Origin of the sequence: Sphingobacterium corticibacterium (genome assembly GCF_004208525.1) — a bacterium.
Classification (GTDB): domain Bacteria; phylum Bacteroidota; class Bacteroidia; order Sphingobacteriales; family Sphingobacteriaceae; genus Sphingobacterium; species Sphingobacterium corticibacterium.
In genome coordinates this window covers 1,446,963-1,469,078 of sequence record NZ_SGIT01000001.1, presented here as the reverse complement: position 1 = coordinate 1,469,078, position 22,116 = coordinate 1,446,963, and the positions used below count along the sequence as shown (strand labels likewise).

Here is a 22,116-nt window from a genome sequence, read left to right as displayed (position 1 = left end):
AGCATGATGCTTCAAACCGATATCCGATACATTATTAGAGATAACGTGCTCGCCAGCATCGAAAGAAAGGCGTTGACGACTGAATTGCTGGAATTGATATATCAGCAAAATTGGTTTAACTTATGGGTCCCTCATGTTTATGGAGGATTAAATGCTGCATTGAAAGAAGGCTGCCAATTATTGGAGGAGTTGGCATACGTTGATGGTGGATTCGGATGGACGGTAACCCTCTGTGCCGGTGCTAATATGTTCGCGGGATTTATTAACCCTACATTAGCAGAAATAGTTTTTAAGCAAGCTAAAGTTTGCTGGGGCGGAAGTGGTCAGCCTTCCGGAAGAGCCGATAAAGTCGGCGACAGCTTTATGATCAGTGGAACATGGAAATATGCTACGGGCGCCCCTCATTTAACGCATTTTACCTTGAATGCTTGGGTATACGAAAACGGAGAACCGGTCTTCGATGCAAACGGAAATCCGATCTATCATTCTTTTTTTGTAGATCGGAACAATGTACTTATACATTACGATTGGAATACATTTGGATTGGAATGTACAGCAAGCCATAGTTTCTCTATTAACGAATTGACAGTTCCAAAAGCACATGCGTTTGACCTACGACCCGATAGCCGTACAAGTCATGAACCTGTCTTTTATTACCCGTTTATGACCTTCGCAGAATGCACATTAGCCGTGAATTATGTCGGCATGTTTCGACGCTTTCTTGACCTGTTCGAAAAACAACTTCTTGTGAAGTCTTCCGATCCGGAATGGGCGACGGAGAAAGGAAAAACATTATTTAAAAAAATCGATGTTGTAAGAAGTGCCTTTGAAAAGAAACGTGATCGTTTTTATGAACTCATAGACGAAACATGGGATAAGATAGAGCCCAATGCAATACTATTGTCTGAAATAGCTAATTTAAGTAGGGAGCTTGTGCGCGATATTCGAATAGGAACAGTGGATTTGTTTCCTTATGCGGGCATTGCCGGCGCACAGCGTGATAACGAGTTGAATATTGTTTTTCGTCATATTTTCACGGCTTCGCAACACGCTTTATTAAATATTTAGTCTTCTACATTTCGCATATAGAAATTATCAAAACAACCTTTTCCCGTGTTTGTTCTTTAATTGATAGGTGGGGTAAAGATAAATAGTGACGAAATAGCTATATGATGCAAAGACGGACATTTTTAAAGCATACAGGTTTGGCAACAGCCGGAATGGCAGCTTCTGCACTGCTCCCTGTATTTGCGACAGATTTAGTTATTAATAGTAAGAATAAGACAATGGAACAAGTTCAAAATTCAGGATATCATAAACGATTTAGACCGAACAGTAAAGTAGGATTTGGTGGAGTAGCATTGGGAAATGGCTTTAATTTCAATCCCGATGTGGAGTGTTTGCAATCCATGGAAGCGGCGTGGGATGCTGGCGTTCGTTATTTCGACACCTCGCCGTGGTATGGATTAGGTATAAGCGAACGCAGAATGGGTTTGTTCTTGAAGGACAAACAAAGAGAAGACTATGTAATTTCTACCAAAATCGGACGAATCCTGCATCCGCATGATGACTTTAAATTGGAAGAGAACTGGAAAGGGCAATTGAATTTTTCCTATGAATACGACTATACGGCTGCGGGTGTCCGCAGAAGTGTGGAAGCTAGTTTGCAACGCTTAGGTATCGGCTCTTTGGATATTGTCTTTATCCATGATCTGTCTCCCGACAATGGCGATATGAAAGATGATTGGTTAACATATTTCGAAATAGCCGCCCGAGGTGCCATGCCGGAATTGACAAAGATGCGGGAAGAAGGACTAATTAAAGGATGGGGATTGGGGGTCAATACGATTGAGCCTATTTTGAAAACAATCGAAGTTGCCGATCCCGATATCTTTCTTTCAGCTTGCCAATATTCCCTTATTCATCATCGGGATGATTTAAACCAAGTATTTCCGAAAGCCGCAGAGCGCGATATTTCAATTGTAGTAGGCGCTCCGCTTTGTGCGGGATTTCTGGCCGGTAAAGATCGTTACCTATATAGCGGTGATTTTCCGGCTGGGGTAAAAGAAAAGCTTGCTGCTTTGCAACGCGTAGCAGATAATCATCGGGTAGATTTACGTACAGCAGCATTACAGTTTGCCGCTGCTCCAGAGGTTGTCTCCGCTGTTATTCCAGGCGCACATACCGTTCAGCAAGCCCAAGAAAATGCGGCATCTTTTGAAGAAAAGATACCGGCCGCTTTTTGGGAGGAGTTGAAACAGGAAAGATTGATCGAAGAAAATGCGCCTGTACCGAAATAGGTAATAGGCGCACTATCTAAAAGACATCTTTAAGGTGTTTATAGTTACTTTTAATGATATTGGCAACATCTTTAAAATCACCATGGAGCATCATTTTACCCATGGAAGAAGCCATTCCTTTCAACTGTTCAAATTCTATTTTTGGAGGCATAGCGAGTGAATCGGGGTTAGTGTATACATGAATCAAAGCAGGCCCGTTAATAGTGAATGCATGCTGTAGTGTTCTTTCCACGTCATCGGGTGAATCTATAGTAAAGCTATGCATCCCCATGGCATCACCTATTTTAGCGAAATCAGGGTTGTACATATTGGTTTCGCCATCGGGCAATCCCTCTACTTGCATTTCCAATCTTACCATGCCTAATGATCGGTTATCGAATACGATAATTTTTATTGGCAGTTTATATTGCACGACGGTAGCCAGATCGCCCATCATCATGGATAGCCCACCGTCACCACAAAGTGCAATAACCTGTTGAGCGGGTCTGGCTAAAGCAGCTCCTATCGCATGTGGCAAGGCATTAGCCATCGATCCGTGTGTAAACGACCCTAATAATACCCGTTTCCCGGTTGCGTGTAAGTATCGCGCTCCCCACACACAACACATTCCGGTATCTACGGTGAAAATAGCGTCGTCATCTGCTAACCGATTAATGGTGTCCGTCAAAAACTCAGGCGATATGGCATGGTGCTTTCCTGTATCTTCTACGTAGGTTCGAAGCGATTTTTTAACATCTTTATATTTCTCCAATTGTTTTTGTAGGAATGCATCATCCTTTTTTTCTTTAACTAAAGGGAGTAGTGCTTCCAACGTGTCTTTTATGTTTCCGGCTAAACCTAATGATACCTTAGCCTTCCGTCCGAGACGCTCTGCGCGTTTGTCCACTTGTATAATTTCGAGATCATCTGGCATAAATTCCTTATAAGGAAAATCTGTTCCCAATAGCAACAACAGCTCGGAATGATGCATGGCATAAAAAGCGGAAGGTAACCCAAGTAAGCCGGTCATGCCTACCTCAAACGGATTGTCATACTGTATGCCCATCTTGCCTCGAAAGGAATATGCCACCGGTGATTTTAGTAGGCCTGCCAAGGTGATGATTTCTTGATGTGCTTCTGTTGCACCAAATCCACAAAAAATAGTGATTTTAGACGCTTTATTTAAGCGTTCGGCAAGTTCGCGAAGCTCACTGTCCGAAGGTCGGAAAATAGGCTGTTGTTTAAGTAAATAGGGAGAGGTGCTACTTTCTTCGGCTTTTTCCTTCGTGAGATCCCCTGGAAGTCCCAAAACGGCTACTTCTCCATTGGTATGGGCATATTGTAAGGCCGCCTGCAACATACGGGGAAGTTGTTTCGGCGTGGTGGCGATCTCGTTATAGCCACTGCAATCGGCAAAAAGCTTTATCGTGTTGGTTTCTTGAAAATAGCCTGTGCCAAATTCTTCCGTTGCACAGGTTGAAGCGATCGCTAATACAGGCACATTGTTTCGTTGTGCCTCATACAGCCCGTTAATAAGATGTACATGTCCGGGACCGCTGCTTCCTGCACAACAGGCAATTCCATTGAGCTCCGCTTCTGCAGCAGCGGCAAATGCACCGGTCTCTTCATGCCTTACGTGTATCCATTCGATATCACTAGATCGGCGGACGGCGTCATTTACTTCATTTAGGCTATCGCCGGCAACGGCATAAATACGTTTAATGCCCGCCTGCGCGATTGTTTCTACGAGTTGGTCTGCTATAAGTTTTGCCATAGTATTTCTGTAAAAGGGTTGACTATAAAACACGATTTGCAGCAAATGGTTTTTTTCTAAAAAGTGTCGTTGTAATTTTTTGTTCCCTATTTCTTATGGAAAAATGTCGCGGAATACATGTCATATACAAGACTTTTGAGTAGTTTTGTTAGTGTAGATAAAATTTTAACCTTTAACGTGGCATTAATATTTAAAGATGGACGCCCGGTAGTCCGACTCAGAGCATTCCGAGCTATTGATGATCCTAAAACGTGTGAACGTTTTATTGAAGGACATGAGCACGTATTGACGGCAATAGGCGTAAAGAAAGTAACCTCTTCAAAAAATGACTGGATGTATAATCCGGCTGCTTTCGTGTTGATTGTAGAATCTTTGGACGGAGAGCGTGTGTATGGTGGTGCGCGGATACATGTGTCTGGAGGTACGCAACCCTTACCTATTGAGGAAGCAACGGGAAAAATGGATCCCAAAATTTTCGACCTGGTGTGGGAATATGCACAGGAAGGAACGGGTGAGGGTTGTGGCTTGTGGAATTCCCGGGAGATAGCCGGATATGGCATCGGAAGTATCTTTCTTACACGAGCAGCGATTGCTATTGCGCCTCGGATAGGCATAAAATCACTATTTGCACTTTGCGCACCCTATACTATAAATTTAACGAAAAGTGTGGGGTATCGTCAAGAAACCAGCGTGGGAAATAATGGTACTTTTTATTATCCGAAGCTCGATTTGGTGGCAACAACTATGATCTTGGACGATGTACAGCATCTACCGTTGGCATCGGAGATGGATAAAAATGCTATTATGGACTTAAGGGCACAAGGTGAGGTTATACGTATAGAAGAACTACGTTCTAAAGAAATTGAGATTCACTACAGTCTGCAGTTAGATAGTTTGAAAAATTGGGACATTAAAAAACTGATACAAGGCATGTCCCGCTACAATATCAATGATCAATCGTTTAACGACACGGAACCAAGTATATTCTGAAAATAAAACAATGGCTGAAAAACACTATAACATAGATTATTTATCGGAAACGATGAAGCTACTTCAGGGGGTCAAACATAAATCGTATACCTATTTGGAATCCACACCTGATGGGGGAACGATTGTTGACTTAGGGTGTGGAACGGGACAAGATTTATGCCATATGGCTCGTGCTTTCCAGGGGAACAATCTCCATTTTATCGGTATAGACCATGATCCAAAGATGATAAGTAAAGCGAAGGAGCTGATTGAAACAGATAATAATGTAGAGTTCTTTGTGGGAGATGCTCTTCATCTTCCATTGGATGACGAGGCCGTTGGTGGGATACGTATGGAGCGATTAGTTCAGCATATTGCCAAACCCGCCGCACTTTTTAAGGAAGTATATCGTGTAGTGAAGATTGGCGGTAGGGCGGTGATCGTAGAATCTGACTGGAAAAGTATTTCGTTTTATAATGGAAATCTATCCGTGTCAGATAAGCTTAATAATTATCTATCAACAAAAAAAGTAAATAATGGAAAAGCAGCACAATCTTTAACAACCTATTTGAGAAACATAGGTTTTCGGGAAATTACGCTGGAAGTTACGCCGTTTGTCCTAAGCAGCTACAACGATGCATGTACGTATTTGTGGATCGATAAGATGATCGCGGAAATGTTGACGCTTGATTTGATTACGCAAGCCGAACATGACGATTTCGTGGCTGCACAGAAATATGCGGATGAACAAGGCTTTTTTTCTTGTAGTATGAATATAGTGGTGGTATCGGGTGTAAAATGATATGAATGTTCGGCTCTTTATTCTTTTTATACTATTTCCGTTAGGGATATTTGGTCAAATAAAATTAACAGATGATGTTACATTAGTTGGACTGGATTCCGGTCTTTATATCTTGAAGCCAGATCGACAGATAGGTGCGGAAGAGATCAGTTCGCTGCGTGACGAATTTATACACAGCCAAGTCGTAAATCCGAATCTTGGCTTGAGTCGTCACAACACTTGGGTGCGGTTTGAGGTAAAAAACGAGAGCCGACGGTCACGTTTTTTATTAAACGTTGCGTATCCGTTGTTAGATGATGTGGAACTTTATCAAGTGGACGCAATGGGGCGTTTAAATTCTATCGCCCATTTAGGAAGCTTTAAAAAATTTGCTGATCGACTTTATAAACATCCTAATTATGTCTTCGATGTGTATGTTCGTCCATTTGAATCGAAGGAATATTATCTGCGTGTTAGAAGTGCAGAACAAATTATCCTACCACTTTCGTTAGGTGTACAAGAGCATGTTTGGCAAGAAATACGTGTGACAGATATTTTATTGGGACTTTATTTAGGTGTTGTGCTCATCATGGCACTTTACAACTTTTTCTTGTTTCTTTCTGTCCGTGACTATTCGTATCTACATTATGTAATTTATGTCGTCTTTTTAGGCTTGACACAATGCGGTATTGCGGGATTTAACTTTCAATTCCTTTGGCCCAATAACCCCATGTGGGAAGAAATAAGTGTAATTCTTTTCGCATGTATCAGTGGGATCGCGGTACTCTTTTTTGCCGATCATTTCTTAAATCTCAAGAAAAATTCACGACTCTCGAGGTTAGCACTATTTGGTCTCTTTTTGTTGTTCGCTACAGGTTTTATCGCTACAATAGCAGGGTTTGAACGATTGGGGTTCCAAATCATGCAAATCGCAACAACGTTAGAAGCCGTGACGCTATTCGCGGTTTCCATGTATCTTCTCCTGAAAAGGTACCGACCAGCCGTATACTTTTTTATGGCCTGGGCGATCTTGTTGATAGGTGCATTAATTTTCCTGTTGAAAGACTATGGTGTTCTACCTTACACAACGTTTACGAGCAATTCCTTTAGACTGGCATCTATCATAGAAATGGCTTTACTTTCTTTTGCCCTAGCAGCGCGTATCAATATCTTGAAGAAGGAAAAGGACGCCTCTCAAGCACGGGAATTGGCAATTTTGCTTGAAAATGAGCGGCTAGTCCGTGAGCAAAATATACTTCTGGAGCAGAAAGTAGACGAGCGGACGCAAGAACTTACAGCTTCCAATGTGTCCCTTCAAGAAACATTACTCCATTTAAAAGAAACGCAATCGCAACTTGTAGAGGCAGAGAAGATGGCTTCGTTAGGTCAACTTACAGCTGGAGTCGCTCACGAAATTAATAACCCGATCAACTTTGTGACGTCCAACGTTGCTCCACTTAAACGCGACATAAAAATGATCTGGGACACATTGGATGAGGTGGAGCGGATAGCTTTTTCTCCGGACCTGTCCGCCGAAGATAAGCAAGAATGTATTCAGGCATACAAAGAAGATATCGATATTGCATATTTGAAGACTGAAGTCGACTTTTTACTTAAAGGAATGCATGATGGTGCTCACCGAACAGCCGAAATCGTCAAGAGCTTGCGTATTTTCTCCCGAGTGGATGAAGACAGCTTCAAATTTGTCGATATAAATGAAGGCGTAGAGTCGACTATGGTTATTTTGAATACGCTAATCAAAGAAGGAATAGCCGTAGAGAAAAGATATGGAGATCTACCAAAAATAGAATGCGATGCAGGGAAGATGAATCAGGTATTCTTGAATATCTTAAATAATGCTATTTTCGCTATCAATCAGAAATTTAAAAACACACCGGGTGGGCAACTAAAAATCGAGACGGGTATTCATCAGGAACCCACAAATATTTATATTCGAATAACCGATAACGGTGTTGGTATACCTGAAGATATTCGGGAAAAGATTTTTGAACCGTTTTTTACGACTAAAGACGTGGGCGAAGGTACCGGTTTGGGCATGTCCATTACGTACAATACGATTGCAAAGCATCACGGAAAAATTGAAGTCGAATCTGAAGAAGGCAAAGGAACTGTATTTACGATCATTATTCCCATTCACCAAAACTTTAGTGAAGATAGCCATTAATTGGGAGAATATCGCTAATTTCGTTGTTAGGGTTATTACTTTTACGCTACCAGATCATGCTAGAAGAAGCAAAAATATTATATATCGATGACGAAGCAAATAATTTGATTAGCTTTAAAGCTAATTTTCGGTATCGTTATGAGATTTTTACAGCCTTGGATACGACAGAAGGCTTACAGATTCTGCGTCAGCATCCTGATATACGTGTTATCTTTTGTGATCAACGAATGCCGGGTGAATTGGGAACCGACTTTTTCAATCGTATAAAAAGCGATTTTAACCGACCAATTCGCATTTTGTTGACAGCTCATGCTGACATGGAAACGGTGATAGAGGCGATAAATAAGGGGCATATCTTCCGATTTGTTCGCAAACCTTGGATGGAAGAAGAGATTATTTCTGCTATTGAAGAAGCTAATAAATTTTATATTACCACCTCCTTGCTGGATATCCGAAATGAGGAACTGGAAAAGGCCTATGACGAGTTGGATAAGTTTGCATACAGTGTAAGTCATGATCTTCGGGATCCGCTTACAGGCATTTTATCTGCTACCCAGTTGGCATCGACTTTAGATAACATAGAGGAAATACGCGAGTTGTTAGGCTTGATGGAAAGTTCTGTGTCGATGCTTGATGATTATATCAATAGTTTACGCGACTATTATCTGCTACGAAGAGGAGAGCTTACTATTTCTCCGATTAATTTTAATGAGCTTTCTGAAAATATCCGACAATTCTATAAGATATATACGCAGAATGATGAGACGATATTTAATATTACTGTTAATCAACAGGAGACTTTTCGAGGGGATAAAGCGGTGTTTGAATTAATTTTCCATAACCTGCTCTCCAATGCCTTTAAATATCAAAAAAAGGATGCTAAAGTAAAACAAGTCAATCTTTCTGTGGAAGTTACGGATGGTTATGCATTTATAGAAGTAAGTGATAAAGGCATTGGTATTTCTCCTCAAAATATAGATAATATTTTTAAACTCTTCTTTAGAGATAGTGATCAGGCAGAGGGCATGGGTTTCGGTCTTTATAATGTACAGGGGGCTGTTTCAAAAATACAAGGTTCTATTGAGGTGGAATCGCAGCTCGGTGCAGGCACTTGCTTCAAAGTGAAAATCCCCAGTAAATAATTAAAGGATCTAAAAACAGATATCTGCGTTAGGAAAGCAACTTTTGGCGAAGTAAAAATTCTAATTGTTCGTTAGAAACTTCGAGTTTAGAATACGTTTCCAGTATCTTTTTCTTTTCCGCATAAATATCGTAAGCTCGTTGTATGGTTTCGTCGAGCTCTTCTTCGCTCCAAGGTTTGTTGAGGTAATGGAAAATCTTTCCCTTGTTGACAGCATCAATGACAGCACTCATATCTGTATAACCCGTCAACAGGATACGCATCGAATCGGGATTAATCTTGATAATCTCTTCCAGAAATTCTACCCCCGTCATTCCAGGCATGCGTTGATCAGTAATGATAATATCAATAGGTTTTGTTTTTACAATGTCTATGGCTTTTGCTCCACTAATAGCCGTATAAACTTTGTATTTTATCCGAAAAGTAGCCTTAAAAGAAATTAAGTTATTTTCCTCATCATCAACGTATAGTACAGATATTTTACCGCCTTTGTCTTCCATTTTTTTGTCTTTTTACACAGAGAAAAATATATGTAAAATTAGCGAAAATATTGAATAATAAAAATGTCGGTATTCCATTTTTATTACAACAGCGTTATTTGGGATGGTATTCTCTAAAAAAACATAAATATTGCTTTTTCCGATAAATGAAGAATTTGATTTGTAAATAAAAATATTTAATATTGCCTTCACAGTTATAATCCTGTTCTTAATGGAATATCTAAACGGCATTAATGCCCTTACCCTGGTGTTTGTAGCACTATTACTATTTGCGATCGCTTACCGCTTTTATGGCATTTTTATGGCGAATAAAGTGTTACGCCTCAATGCAAAGAATGTAACCCCCGCAATAGAATTTGCCGATGGTAAAGATTATGTAGCAACCAACAAGAATGTCCTTTTCGGACACCATTTTGCCGCCATTGCCGCGGCTGGACCACTTGTGGGTCCGGTGCTTGCTGCACAGTTTGGCTATCTTCCCGGAACATTGTGGATCTTGATAGGTTGTGTATTAGCGGGTGGAGTACACGATATGGTGGTGCTTTTCGCATCCGTGAGGCATAAAGGGGAAAGCTTGGCTACGATAGCGGGTAAGGAGATTGGGAAAGCTACCGGCTTGATAACAGGTTTTGCCGTACTGTTTATTTTGATTTTGACCTTGGCCGGACTGTCGCTGGCTTGTATCAGCGCGATGCATGAAGCTTCTTGGTCTTTATTCACCGTTATTGCTACGATGCCGATAGCGATTCTCATGGGATTAATCATGCGTTATCGCAAAAATAGCGTCACGTTTGCCAGTATTATCGGTGGGGTATTATTGATTGCCGGTATCGTGGGCGGGCATGAGCTCATGCAGATTGCTTCCATCAGCAACTTGTTTCATTGGCGGGTGGAGACCATATCGATTGCCATCACCGTATATGGTTTTTTGGCGTCGGTTCTTCCTGTATGGTTGCTCTTGGTTCCACGGGATTATTTGTCCACCTATTTAAAGATCGGTACGATTCTGATGTTGGCCATCGGGATCATCTTTGTGCAGCCAACGATTGAAATGCCCGCCGTTACGGCGTTTATTCATGGGGGAGGTCCAGTCATCGGAGGACCTGTTTTGCCGTTTATTTTTATCGTTATAGCCTGTGGAGCGATTTCGGGCTTTCATGCGGTAATCGCGACGGGTACGACACCAAAAATGTTGACCAACGAGAAGGAAATTCTTTTCGTGGGATACGGAGCAATGCTTGTAGAAGGATTTGTCGCATTAATGGCCTTAATAGCTGCTTGTACACTGGTTCCTGGTGATTATTTTGCCATCAATACCCCCAAAGAAATGTATGAATCATTTATGGCGGCCAATCCCCATTTGCATCCTGTAGATTTGGCGCATTTTAGTGAGAAGATCGGGGTGGATCTACAGGGGAGAACGGGAGGAGCGGTTTCACTGGCTGTAGGTATGGCCCATATATTCAATAAAATACCGTTTATGGATGACGTGATGGCGTATTGGTATAACTTCGCCATCATGTTCGAAGCGGTTTTTATATTAACGGCAATAGATGCAGGTACCCGTGTAGGCCGATTCTTCTTGCAGGAAATGTTAGGTACGGTCATGCCGAAGTTTGGTGACAAAAACTGGACACCGGGCATTATTATCAGCAGCTTAATTTTTACATTTGCATGGGGATATTTGGTGTATACGGGAAATGTAAGTAGCATATGGCCGTTATTTGGTATCAGTAATCAGTTACTGGCAGCTTGCGGACTTATCGTCTGTACAACGATGTTGATCCGTATTAATCGTGGAAAATATGCACTTTGTGCAGCTATTCCTGGCGTATTTATGGCGATCATTACCTTTTGGGCGGGTTATGAACAAATCCGATATATCTACCTGCCAGAAGGTCAATATTTATTGGCATCGCTAGCATTGTTGGCGATGGTTTTAATGCTCATTGTTTTTGTGAACACCTTTAAAAGATGGCACCGTCTCACTAAAATGGAAGCTGATAAGGTAGATAGTTATGGTGATACCGTTAAAGAATTAGTGGAAAGGTAAATTGTACGAGATATGCTTAAATATAGTATCGCTTTTATATTCATGTTGATAAACAAAGTCTATGTACAACAACAAGCAATTGAAGGAAGAGCGGCTTATGATTTTCTTATTGACATAGAAAATTATGACGAGAAATATACCAGTCCTGTTTTGATTTTTTTGCATGGTAGAAGTCTTTCAGGACGAGATTTGAACAGGGTGAAACGATATGGCGTATTGTATGCTAAAAATAGAGGCGTAGAGATACCCTCTTCGCTCATTGTAGCTCCTCAAACGACCAACGGCTGGGATCCCGATAAAGTAAAAGATGTGTTAAACTACGTGGTTCGACATTACAATGTAGATGAAAAACGTATTTACGTATGCGGTATGAGTATGGGAGCGTACGGAACGATGGATTTCGTAGGAAAATATCCCCAATCCGTTGCGGCGGCAGTGGCTATTTGTGGAGGCGGCACGTTGAAATATGCACAAAATCTGTCGACTGTACCGTTGTGGATACAGCACGGAAGCGTAGATCGTGCGGTTCCTGCGTCGGAGTCTAAAAAAATATACAAGGCAATCAAGCAAGCCAATCCGCAAGCTGATGTCACCTTAACTATTATTCCTGGAGGTACCCATGGCAGCGTAGAAAGACTTTTTCATAAAGACGATATATACGAGTGGATGTTTAGCTATAGTAAAGAAGAATAACACGAAAAGCTAATATTTTTAGTATTTTTGTGCATGGATTCAAATGAAGAAGCATATTTTAAAGGGAGGGGCGCCCAAGTAAATCCCAATAACAAATTTTTTGAACAACGCTATGTGCAAGAATATATAGAGGGTTTGGATGAGGCCTTTCTATCGTCGGCGTCCACAAAAATTATAGCAACCTATCCGAAAGCAATTTTGTCTAAGGTAAACAGTCCGGATCTAGGGTTTTACCGATCTTTAAATCCATATCAGGGTTGTGAACATGGCTGTATTTATTGCTATGCGCGGAATTCACATGAGTATTGGGGATATAGTGCAGGGTTGGATTTCGAACGAAAGATTTTGGTGAAGTATAATGCGGTGGAGTTGTTGGAAAAAGAATTTGATCGAAAGAGCTATGTTCCAGAACCCATCTTCATGTCGGGAAATACCGATTGTTATCAACCTGTCGAAAGAAAATTGAAGATCACCCGCCAGCTGCTAACTACTTTTCTAACCTATAAGCATCCCGTTTCTATCATAAGCAAGAACGTATTGATGCTGCGTGATTTGGATATCTTGGCAGCACTTGCTGAGGCGGAGTTAGTAAGTGTATCGGTCACGATCAATAGCCTGCGCGAAGAGGTGAGAAGGAAGATGGAACCACGAACTGCGACGGCGGCAGCAAGATTAAAGTTGATGGAAAAATTGGCAGAGAAAAATATACCCGTCTCCTTGATGATTGCCCCCATTGTGCCGGGAATAAATAGCGATGAGATGCCAGCATTGATAAAACGCGCCGCAGATGTAGGCGCCAAATGGGCTAGCTATACTATTGTACGACTAAATGGGGCGATAGCAGATATCTTTACAGACTGGGTTTACAAAAATTATCCTGATGGTGCAGAAAAGATCATACACGGTATAGAAGCTTGCCACGGTGGTAAACTCAACGATAGTCAGTGGGGCAGGAGGATTAGGGGGGATGGTGAAACCGCAGAAGGAATACGGCAATTATTCAAAGTAGCGGTTAAAAAGTATATGGGACTACAGGCTTATCCAGTTTTACGTACGGATTTATTTGAAAGGCCCAATCGCGATGCACAAATGCGGTTATTTTGATAGTAGTGGAGACGCGTGGTTGCGCCTCCAACTTATTTTTTATTGCTGAATCGGTTCTGGGGCCTCCTCATTAAATAAAGGAAGCTCTTTGATGATATTGTACCAAGATATAATTTTCTTCATATCAGAGGCGTATACCCTAGACTCGTCATGTCCAGGTGCTATTTCACGAAAGAATGCGCGTAAAGCTTTCCCATCTTTAATATCGGGCATATCTCCACCTTTTTCTTTGATGGTTTCGAATACATCCAATAGCCGTATTTCCTCCTCCTCACCATAGATGGTAATATCTTCCAAAGTGGCCATCTTGGTTGTGGATAGGTTGACAGTGGATTTGATTTTCTTATCGTCTAATGTTTCTAAGATAAATCCACTTTTACTCTGTCCGATCAATTTAAAAAGACCTGGTTTTCCCGTAACTGATACTAAAGCTCTTAAGTTCATGTCTATTTAGGTTATTATTCTTCAATAACTTCCACTCCTAAAATGCGATCTCCCTGACGGATGTCGTCCACAACATCGACATTTTCAATAACTTTGCCGAAACAGGTATGGTTTCGATCTAAATGTGCTGTGTTGTTGCGGCTGTGGCATATAAAAAATTGTGAACCACCTGTATTTCTACCAGCGTGTGCCATCGATAATACACCTCTATCATGATATTGATTCTCACCAGTTAACTCACAGTCGATTTTGTAACCAGGACCTCCCGTGCCGGGTACGCCCGTTGCTCCCTCACGTGTGTTGGGACAGCCACCCTGAATCACGAAATCAGGAATGACGCGATGGAACGCTAAACCGTCGTAATAACCTGATTTTGCCAATTTAATAAAGTTGGCTACCGTATTAGGAGCGTCTTCCGTGTAAAATTGCACGGTCATATCGCCTTTTTCTGTCTTGATAATCGCTTTACTCATTGTTTTGATATTTATATGGAATTGCAAAGATAGAATTTCTCTACGAAATGCAGGGCTCGAATCGGTTAAGAATTGTTAATGCGTTTTGTATGAATGGATTTGTTTTTACTAAAAAAAGTAGTAATTTTAACATGCCGTTATATACTTGTTGACATGGAAAAACTAATTATCCGGGAATGGTCAGAAGCCGACCGCCCACGTGAAAAATTATTGGAACAAGGTCGAAGAGCCTTGTCAGATGCGGAACTGATGGCGATACTGATCGGTTCTGGCTCTAGAAAAGAAACTGCCGTCGAACTCTGTCGTCGGATATTATCCGACGCCCAAAATAATTTAAATAATATCTCCAGATTGGAGGTGCCAGATTTATGCCGCTACCGTGGCATAGGAGAGGCAAAAGCCATTAGTATCATTGCCGCTTTGGAATTGGGCCGTCGCCGAAAAGAGATGGAACCCGAAGCGATTCCCGTCTTGAATAGTAGCCGGAAGGTGTACGATTATTTCGGAGCCTATATCCAAGATTTGCCCCATGAAGAGTTTTGGGTACTTTATTTAAACACGGGCTGCAAATTGTTAGATAAGAAAATAATAGGGCGCGGAGGCAATGATGCGACACCAGTGGATGTACGGGTTATTCTACGATTTGCTTTGCAAGTACAGGCTAACTCCCTTATTCTGATTCACAATCATCCATCGGGTACGCTGCGGGCAAGCAATGCGGATAAAATAATTACAAAAAGAATTGTTGCGGCTGCAGAGCTGATAGACATTCGGGTGAACGATCATATCATCTTCACGGACACCGCTTATCTCAGTTTTCGCGATGAAGATTTGTTGTAAAGATGTTGGGCTAAAATAGCCCAAACATTTCAGCTTCTATTTTTTGAATAATATGCCCTAGGTCTTCAGGCTTGTTCGCGAAGTCGAGGTTGTCCTTGTCTAAAACTAAGAGCTTTCCATCGTTATAATTGCCTATCCACTTTTCATATTTTTCATTGAGTTTGGATAGATAATCTAAACGGATAGCTGATTCATAATCGCGTCCCCTTTTTTGGATATTGCTGACCAGCGTTGGCACAGAAGCCCGTAGGTAAATCAATAAATCAGGAGGTTTGATGTAATGAACGATACTTTGGAAAATATTGCTATAGTTCTCAAAATCACGCGCACTCATCAGCCCCATATCATAGAGGTTCTCTGCGAAAATATAGGCATCCTCATAAATTGTCCGATCTTGAACCATATGGATGCCCCGGTTCTGTAAATCCACAATATGCCTAAAACGGCTGTTTAGAAAGAATATCTGCAGATTAAATGCCCACCGTTTCATATCCGCATAGAAGTCCTCTAGATAAGGATTGTCTTCCACAGCTTCAAATTGTGCTTCAAAATTAAGATGACGTGCAATCAATTCTGTTAAAGTGGTTTTTCCTGCTCCGATATTTCCTACAATTGCTATGTGCATGTTGAATGAATGACGAATTATAAATTATGAGTTTTGCATGATGAATCATCAAGTCCCTCGTTACAAAAAATGAACCAAGAATCGCCGAAGTCAATTTTTAATACAACTTCTTGATCCCAATGATTTCGCGCACTTCCCTAATTGTTTTACGTGCGCTTTCACTTGCCTTCTCCGCACCCATCCGGATGACTTTTTTGACGTATTCGTCGTCGTTTGAAATTTCATGGATGCGCGAACGAACGGGTTCGGTTGCCAGCACCATATCTTCGGCAAGCTGTTTTTTGAAATCTCCATAACGAATTTCACACTTGTTGTACAGATCTTCGAAATGTTGTAAAGTGTCCGGTGTCGAGACCACTTTCATCAAATCAAATAAATTCTGTATGGGTTCCGGCTTTGCTTGATGCATTTCTGTAGGGCCAGCATCGGAGACGGCACGCATCACTTTTTTACGGATAACCTCAGGAGAATCACTTAGATAGACGCAGCTAGCTTCACCATTTGATTTTCCCATTTTTCCGTTACCATCCAGCCCCGGAATTTTAACCAATTTATCACTGTAGGAAAAAGCAAAAGCCTCCTTAAAATATTCCACGTTATATAATCTGTTAAAACGGTTACCAAACGTACGTGTCATTTCTAAATGCTGTTCCTGATCTTTTCCAACGGGAACCTTGGTGCCATGATGAATTAAGATATCACATGCCATAAGCACCGGGTACGTTAAAAGTCCAGCATTAACATTGTCCGGATTAGCACGAACTTTATCTTTGAATGCAGTAGCTCTCTCCAATTCCCCCAAATAAGCATTCATGTTCATGTATAGGTAGAGCTCCGCTACTTCCGGAACATCCGATTGTACATATATGGTAGATTGTTCGGGATCGATACCCGCTGCTAAATATTCTACCGCAACTTCTCTTACGGTACGGTTGAGGTGTTCGGGAGTGGGATGTGTCGTTAAAGAGTGTAAATCAGCTATAAAAAAGAAGCAGTTATATTCGTGCTGCATTTTGACGAAATTACGCAATGCTCCATAGTAGTTGCCCAAATGTAACTTACCGGTACTTCTGATACCGCTAACAACAGTTTCTTTCATGTCGCGAATTTACGGATTAATTGGTAATTAAAGGCAAGGTCAGTATATTAGTTTTTTAAATGGAGATTATGCGGATTAAACGGATTTCAATAGGAATGTTCATGTTAGTATCTGCGATAAACGTCGCATTAGCACAAAACAAAACGTGGACATTCGACGACGAGTTGTGTACATATACAGGTTTTTACGATAGTAAAAAATATACAGAGAAACAGCTCGCCGATACGTACTACCTTCTTCGTACCAGTCATTACGTTCATGATGGAGGGACATTTGAAGAGTTAACTTCCAGATATGATAGTGTGATACATCATGTCAAAAATTTGCAGATTGTCCAAACACATTATTTCCAAAGTTTAAAGAAAGACGTATTGCAGTATCTGCAAGAGACGTACGCGTTAAAGAAGGTACAAAAGAACGCGAAACAAGATACTAAATCTTTAATAATGGCCGTGAAGGAAGATACGAAAGCCCGGCAATATGCGGAAGCCTTGCACAAGGGAGGAGATGATTTACTGGAAGCCTACGAACAAGTGATAAAAATGCAGATGGAAAATAATAGTACACCGGAATATTTATGGCATAACTATGAAACGACCATGAAACATGCAGATAGACTAGATCGTGCGTTTGATTATGTATTGGTGTACGGTTGGTGGAATAGTGCGAACAACTTAGTGCATCATATCAATTATGATGGTACACAAATGAAACAGTTTCAAAGACTGTTTATTAAAACAGAGACGTTAGACTGTGACGAGCCTTGATATCTCCAATTTATAATTTTTTCGCTTCGTTCCAATACACGTCCATTTCATCCAAAGTCATTTCTTTGAGATGCTTTCCATTTTCGGTGGCCCGTTTTTCCAAATGACTGAATCGCTGTATAAATTTTTTATTTGTACGTTCTAGTGCATTTTCAGGATTAATGCCGAGGTGCCGCGCGTAATTAATTAAGGAAAATAGCAGATCACCAAACTCCGCTTCAGCTTTCTCCTGATCAACGTTCACGTCTTCTGTGAGGTTGAATTCGTTTTTAAATTCTGCCAGTTCTTCTTCTACTTTTTTCCAAACTTCTGTTTTATCATCCCAATCAAAGCCGACACCACGAACTTTATCCTGTATACGATACGCTTTAACAAGTGCAGGTAATCCCTTTGGTACACCGGACAGTACCGATTTACTACCTTCTTTTAATTTGATGGCCTCCCAGTTGTTTTTAACATCTTCCTCATTTTCTACCTGTGTATCTGCATAGATGTGCGGGTGCCGTATCACCAGCTTGTCACAGATTGCGTTCAATACGTCTACTATATTAAACTGCTGTTGCTCATCGGCAATCTTCGCGTAGAAAATAAGATGTAGCATCACATCGCCAAGCTCTTTTTTTATCTCGTTATAATCTTTTTCCAGAATCGCATCCGTAAGCTCATAAAGCTCTTCCATAGTGAGATGTCGTAGGGATTCCATAGTTTGCTTGCGATCCCAAGGGCAGGCTATACGGAGGGTATCTAAGATAGTGATTAACCTTTCGAAGGCTTTTCCGGAAGTGTATTGCGGTTCGGGTACAGGGTATGCCATAATTGTTTTTTAAGACCTAATTAACAATGCTGCTCAAAGCTAGCCAAAAAATACGAAAACAGAACAGCCCTTTAGCGTGTTATCTTAATAGATGTTATAAAATAAAATTCGTAAACAGCGAAGCAGTTAAAAATAGATATTATGGAAACAAAACACAATTATGAAACAACAGATGTTGCTTTGGCCAGATTAAGAGAAATGGGGTATAGTGTAGATTTTAATGTGGAGTTTGACGAAATATTAGCGGACGCCGAAAATTACCAAATTGATCATCTTTATCGTTATGAAGGGGAATCCAATCCCGATGATGAGTCAACCGTATATGGTATTTCAAATAGTAACAATGGCAAAAAAGGGGTGTTTGTTGCCGGAAATCTTTCCTTGATAGAGGGTAAAAAAAGAGATATTATATTAGCCTTGGAAATTAAATATAAAGCCGGGCAGCAAGTATAGGTTTTTTTATACAAAAAACCTTATTTTAGGGAATGCAGTTAATTCCCTATTTAAAGACTACGTTCGGGCTGACAGATGATTTGCTGGAACATCTTGAACAGGTGTCAATCACGAAAACATATGTTAAAAAAGATATTATTTTAGATGCGGGGCACTATTCGCGGAATATCTTTTTCATTGAGCAGGGCCTTGTCCGGATGTTTTATTATAAATCAGGTAAGGGTATTACCCATTATTTTTTTTCAGAACATACTTTTGCCGCAGGTACCGAAAGTGTATTCTATCACAAAAAATCAATGTATGGTATTGAAACGCTCGAACCCTCAACTATTACCCTGATCCCCTTTGACGCCATCGAGAAGCTCGCATCCCATTCCATACCCATGAATAGATTGATACAAACTATACTGTTACAGGCATTGATTGGATTCTCTACCCGCTTACAGAGTCTGCAATTTGAAACAGCACAGGAACGTTATCAAAAATTGATGGAGCAGCATCCCGATATACTCTTAAGAGCTCCATTGGGAGATATCGCTTCTTATCTAGGGATTTCCCAACCGACACTCAGCGTCATTAGAGCACAGCGTTAGTTTGATACCGCGTGCAGATCTTTTTTTTAAGATATCTTAAAAAAAGCAAACCGTATTAGCCGGATATTTGTTTCGCAATAAATACATAAAGGTTATGCGCAAAAAATGGGTATGGATCTTTATCCTGTTTAGTATGATTTTTCAGCAAACAGGACGAACACAATCCAATATAGATCCAAAAGTTAAAGAAATTATTCAGCAGTCGTTCCAGACAAATAAGGATTTGCAGCTCAAAAATTACGAAGTTGACAAAGCCAATCTGGAGGCGGAGGGAGTAAAGGCCAATAAACTGCCGCATGTTTCGGCTACAGGCTTGTATGGCTTCATGTACAATAATGGAAGTCTCGACATTCCTACATTAAATCTACCGGTATTAAATCTAGGACTGTTTGAAGGGGCAACAGATTTCAATCTCCGGTCGCAGGCAGCGTATGCAGGTGTGTCTGTAAAACAGGTTATTTTCTCGGGATTGCAGATTCCTAACGGCGAACGAGCCTTGAAAGAAAAGGCCCGCGCACAAAGTTATCTAGCGGAGGCGGGAAAAGAGGGAATGGCGAAGGAAATTGCGACTACGTTCGATCAATTGATGTTGTTGAACGAAGTGGATAAGCTAATTGAAGATTCCGAGCGGAGGTTGAAAAAAGAGCAGGCGAAAGTGAATAGCGCTATCGAAAATGGTTTGGCTATTCCTTATGATCGCGATAAGCTAAAACTTGCCCTGTTAGAGTTGGAAGAAAAGAAAGTTGAGCTTACTGGTAATCGTGCATTACTGGTTAAAAAAATACAACAGGAAACAGGATTACGCACATCAGCGGTGGAAGAAGTCGGGTACGACCTTTCGCCCATCTACTTATCGGATGTGCCAGCAGGCGTAGAAGAACGGTCCGAGTTGAAAGCATTGGGTGCGTCATCTAAAGCCTACGAATATTTATATAAAAAAGAAAAAGGAGCTTCGCTACCTACCGTTTTTGCTTTTGGTTCAGCCAGCTATTTAAATCTCCACAATACAAGTTTAACGATTAAAGACAGACCCGTAGTGGGTGATATAGACCTTTCTACCAACTATTTAAAAGGTAGACCTAACTTTATGGTTGGTGTAGGTGTAAGATGGGATATCTTTAATGGTGGGGAACACCGAAATAAAGTTAAGCAAGTGCAATTAGACCAAACTATTAACGAAATGAAGCTCCTTGATGCAACGGAAAAACTGAATTTATTATTGGATAAAAACAACGTTAGCTATACCACTGCAAATCAGAAATTAAAAGTAGGAAGCCAGCAGATAAAGGTTGCCGAAAATAATTTACAGATAGCTTCAAAACAGTACGAGGCCGGATTGATTGACGTAACAGAACTATTGGCTACCGAAAATGAATGGTATAAAGTCAATCTCAATTTTTATAGCCATGTTTTGCAGCAACGTGCTGTAGCATTAGAACTATTACACACATCCGGAAAACTATTACATACCTTATACGAATGAGTGATGGGTAGTGAGGTGTTAGACATAGAAAATTGGGGCTTATAGGGCAGTTTAAGACAGATTATCGATTTTTATAAATACTTGAAATGAAAAAGTTATATTTTTTTTCGCTGATGTTTTTATTTTTTGCTTGCAAAAATGAAGTTCGGGAAAAGCCCTTGGAGGGAAAAGTAGAACGCGAGCAGATAACGATCGTGACCAAAGTTCCCGGAAAAGTGGCGGAAATCCGTGTTCAAGAAGGGGATTTCGTACAGACCGGCGATACATTGGCAATATTGGATATACCCGAAGTGGATGCAAAAGCAGAACAGGCGCAAGGGGCACTCCAATCTGCGGAAGCACAATATCATATGGCAACAAAAGGTGCTACACGCGGCCAATTAGTGCAATTACAGGCTAAAGTAGATGGCTTAAAAGAGCAATATGATTTCGCCGAAAAATCCATTAATCGGTTGAAAAATCTATTAAGGGACAGTTTAGTATCGCAACAACAATATGATGAAACGTATGCCAAATACCAGGGCGCAAAGAACCAATATCTTGCGGCGCAAGCGGAAATGGAAGAAGCGCGAAATGGTGCTCGTTACGAGCAACAGATAATGGCATTGGGGCAAAAGGAGCGGGCTTTAGGTGCCGTCGCGGAGGTTAAGGTAGCCGCGAGGGAAAAATATCTTATTGCTCCACAGGATATGAGCGTGGAAACCATCAATTTACATGTCGGCGAGCTGGCTACCGCAGGATATGCTATTATCAATGGTTACATTCATAATAGCACTTATTTCCGTTTTACGGTGCCGGAAAATAGAGTGGGTAAATTAAGTAGAGGTAGTGAAGTTACCCTATATGTTCCTTATCTAGATAATAAGGAGATTAAAGGCAGGATAATAGCTATGAAAGCACTGAGCTCTTATGCCAATATTTCTACTGCTTATCCGGACTATGATAACCAACTGACTGTATTTGAGGTTAAAGTGGTGCCGTCAGATCATACATCCGTACGCGATCTGTTAACGAAAACGTTGGTTGTTCTTCAAATACAATAGAAA

At 40.9% G+C, this 22,116-nt stretch carries 22 protein-coding genes; 15 read left to right on the top strand and 7 right to left on the bottom strand.

Features of this window, described 5'->3' with window-relative positions:
• Window positions 1-3: 3 nt before the first annotated feature.
• Together EWE74_RS06110 and EWE74_RS06105 are read left to right on the top strand one after the other, a co-directional pair.
• Entirely contained in the window at window positions 4-1,068 is a 1,065-nt protein-coding gene (locus tag EWE74_RS06110; protein ID WP_130140600.1) for an acyl-CoA dehydrogenase family protein, read from the top strand.
• A gap of 101 nt (window positions 1,069-1,169) precedes the next feature.
• Complete coding sequence (locus tag EWE74_RS06105) at window positions 1,170-2,300, top strand: aldo/keto reductase (protein ID WP_206365152.1); 1,131 nt, start codon at window positions 1,170-1,172, stop codon at window positions 2,298-2,300.
• A gap of 16 nt (window positions 2,301-2,316) precedes the next feature.
• Here the strand turns inward: EWE74_RS06105 and EWE74_RS06100 are convergent, their stop codons facing one another.
• Window positions 2,317-4,053 (bottom strand): thiamine pyrophosphate-dependent enzyme, encoded by a 1,737-nt coding sequence (locus EWE74_RS06100; protein ID WP_130140599.1) that lies wholly within the window; start codon window positions 4,051-4,053, stop codon window positions 2,317-2,319.
• Window positions 4,054-4,230: 177 nt separating this feature from the next.
• On the opposite strand from EWE74_RS06100, the gene EWE74_RS06095 reads away from it, so the two are divergent.
• Genes EWE74_RS06095 through EWE74_RS06080 form a run of 4 tightly spaced genes read left to right on the top strand, consistent with a single transcriptional unit; the run spans window position 4,231 to window position 9,130 of the window.
• A complete protein-coding gene (locus tag EWE74_RS06095; RefSeq protein ID WP_130141150.1) occupies window positions 4,231-5,043 on the top strand; it encodes a hypothetical protein in 813 nt (270 codons plus the stop codon).
• Window positions 5,044-5,053: 10 nt separating this feature from the next.
• On the top strand, window positions 5,054-5,824 hold the full coding sequence (locus tag EWE74_RS06090) for a methyltransferase domain-containing protein (RefSeq protein WP_165384655.1): 771 nt from the start codon (window positions 5,054-5,056) through the stop codon (window positions 5,822-5,824).
• 1 nt (window position 5,825) lies between these two features.
• Window positions 5,826-7,988, top strand: a complete 2,163-nt coding sequence (locus EWE74_RS21425; protein ID WP_130140597.1) for a sensor histidine kinase — start codon at window positions 5,826-5,828, stop codon at window positions 7,986-7,988.
• Window positions 7,989-8,044: 56 nt separating this feature from the next.
• Entirely contained in the window at window positions 8,045-9,130 is a 1,086-nt protein-coding gene (locus tag EWE74_RS06080; RefSeq protein WP_130140596.1) for a sensor histidine kinase, read from the top strand.
• 28 nt (window positions 9,131-9,158) lie between these two features.
• Here the strand turns inward: EWE74_RS06080 and EWE74_RS06075 are convergent, their stop codons facing one another.
• Window positions 9,159-9,629: a response regulator gene (locus EWE74_RS06075; protein ID WP_130140595.1), complete on the bottom strand. Its 471-nt coding sequence runs from the start codon at window positions 9,627-9,629 to the stop codon at window positions 9,159-9,161.
• A gap of 211 nt (window positions 9,630-9,840) precedes the next feature.
• On the opposite strand from EWE74_RS06075, the gene EWE74_RS06070 reads away from it, so the two are divergent.
• From EWE74_RS06070 to EWE74_RS06060, 3 genes are read left to right on the top strand one after another with little or no spacing between them, the layout of a single operon-like run.
• Window positions 9,841-11,682, top strand: coding sequence for a carbon starvation CstA family protein (locus EWE74_RS06070; RefSeq protein WP_206365151.1), 1,842 nt, complete (start codon window positions 9,841-9,843; stop codon window positions 11,680-11,682).
• A 42-nt stretch (window positions 11,683-11,724) separates the two neighbouring features.
• Window positions 11,725-12,375 (top strand): carboxylesterase family protein, encoded by a 651-nt coding sequence (locus EWE74_RS06065; protein WP_239018567.1) that lies wholly within the window; start codon window positions 11,725-11,727, stop codon window positions 12,373-12,375.
• A 33-nt stretch (window positions 12,376-12,408) separates the two neighbouring features.
• Window positions 12,409-13,479: a PA0069 family radical SAM protein gene (locus EWE74_RS06060; protein ID WP_130140593.1), complete on the top strand. Its 1,071-nt coding sequence runs from the start codon at window positions 12,409-12,411 to the stop codon at window positions 13,477-13,479.
• A 39-nt stretch (window positions 13,480-13,518) separates the two neighbouring features.
• Here the strand turns inward: EWE74_RS06060 and EWE74_RS06055 are convergent, their stop codons facing one another.
• Window positions 13,519-13,923 carry a DUF5606 family protein gene (locus tag EWE74_RS06055; protein ID WP_130140592.1) on the bottom strand — a complete coding sequence of 135 codons (405 nt, stop codon included), beginning with the start codon at window positions 13,921-13,923 and terminating at the stop codon, window positions 13,519-13,521.
• Between the two features lie 14 nt (window positions 13,924-13,937).
• The gene (locus EWE74_RS06050) at window positions 13,938-14,396 is read right to left on the bottom strand and encodes a peptidylprolyl isomerase (protein ID WP_130140591.1); all 459 of its coding nucleotides are present in this window, start codon (window positions 14,394-14,396) and stop codon (window positions 13,938-13,940) included.
• Window positions 14,397-14,549: 153 nt separating this feature from the next.
• On the opposite strand from EWE74_RS06050, the gene radC reads away from it, so the two are divergent.
• Complete coding sequence (gene radC, locus EWE74_RS06045) at window positions 14,550-15,236, top strand: RadC family protein (RefSeq protein ID WP_130140590.1); 687 nt, start codon at window positions 14,550-14,552, stop codon at window positions 15,234-15,236.
• 10 nt (window positions 15,237-15,246) lie between these two features.
• Here the strand turns inward: radC and EWE74_RS06040 are convergent, their stop codons facing one another.
• Together EWE74_RS06040 and trpS are read right to left on the bottom strand one after the other, a co-directional pair.
• Window positions 15,247-15,861: a deoxynucleoside kinase gene (locus EWE74_RS06040; protein WP_130140589.1), complete on the bottom strand. Its 615-nt coding sequence runs from the start codon at window positions 15,859-15,861 to the stop codon at window positions 15,247-15,249.
• 97 nt (window positions 15,862-15,958) lie between these two features.
• Complete coding sequence (trpS, locus tag EWE74_RS06035) at window positions 15,959-16,960, bottom strand: tryptophan--tRNA ligase (protein WP_130140588.1); 1,002 nt, start codon at window positions 16,958-16,960, stop codon at window positions 15,959-15,961.
• Window positions 16,961-17,061: 101 nt separating this feature from the next.
• On the opposite strand from trpS, the gene EWE74_RS06030 reads away from it, so the two are divergent.
• Window positions 17,062-17,727: a hypothetical protein gene (locus EWE74_RS06030; RefSeq protein ID WP_130140587.1), complete on the top strand. Its 666-nt coding sequence runs from the start codon at window positions 17,062-17,064 to the stop codon at window positions 17,725-17,727.
• A gap of 10 nt (window positions 17,728-17,737) precedes the next feature.
• Here EWE74_RS06030 and mazG read toward each other — a convergent pair whose 3' ends face one another.
• Window positions 17,738-18,541, bottom strand: coding sequence for a nucleoside triphosphate pyrophosphohydrolase (mazG, locus tag EWE74_RS06025; RefSeq protein ID WP_130140586.1), 804 nt, complete (start codon window positions 18,539-18,541; stop codon window positions 17,738-17,740).
• A gap of 141 nt (window positions 18,542-18,682) precedes the next feature.
• On the opposite strand from mazG, the gene EWE74_RS06020 reads away from it, so the two are divergent.
• The 4 genes from EWE74_RS06020 (at window position 18,683) to EWE74_RS06005 (ending at window position 22,113) form a co-directional block, all read left to right on the top strand.
• Window positions 18,683-18,994 carry a hypothetical protein gene (locus EWE74_RS06020; RefSeq protein ID WP_130140585.1) on the top strand — a complete coding sequence of 104 codons (312 nt, stop codon included), beginning with the start codon at window positions 18,683-18,685 and terminating at the stop codon, window positions 18,992-18,994.
• Between the two features lie 32 nt (window positions 18,995-19,026).
• Window positions 19,027-19,587 carry a Crp/Fnr family transcriptional regulator gene (locus EWE74_RS06015; protein WP_130140584.1) on the top strand — a complete coding sequence of 187 codons (561 nt, stop codon included), beginning with the start codon at window positions 19,027-19,029 and terminating at the stop codon, window positions 19,585-19,587.
• Window positions 19,588-19,681: 94 nt separating this feature from the next.
• Entirely contained in the window at window positions 19,682-21,070 is a 1,389-nt protein-coding gene (locus EWE74_RS06010) for a TolC family protein (RefSeq protein ID WP_130140583.1), read from the top strand.
• A gap of 86 nt (window positions 21,071-21,156) precedes the next feature.
• The gene (locus EWE74_RS06005; RefSeq protein ID WP_130140582.1) at window positions 21,157-22,113 is read left to right on the top strand and encodes an HlyD family secretion protein; all 957 of its coding nucleotides are present in this window, start codon (window positions 21,157-21,159) and stop codon (window positions 22,111-22,113) included.
• The last annotated feature ends 3 nt before the right edge of the window (window positions 22,114-22,116 follow it).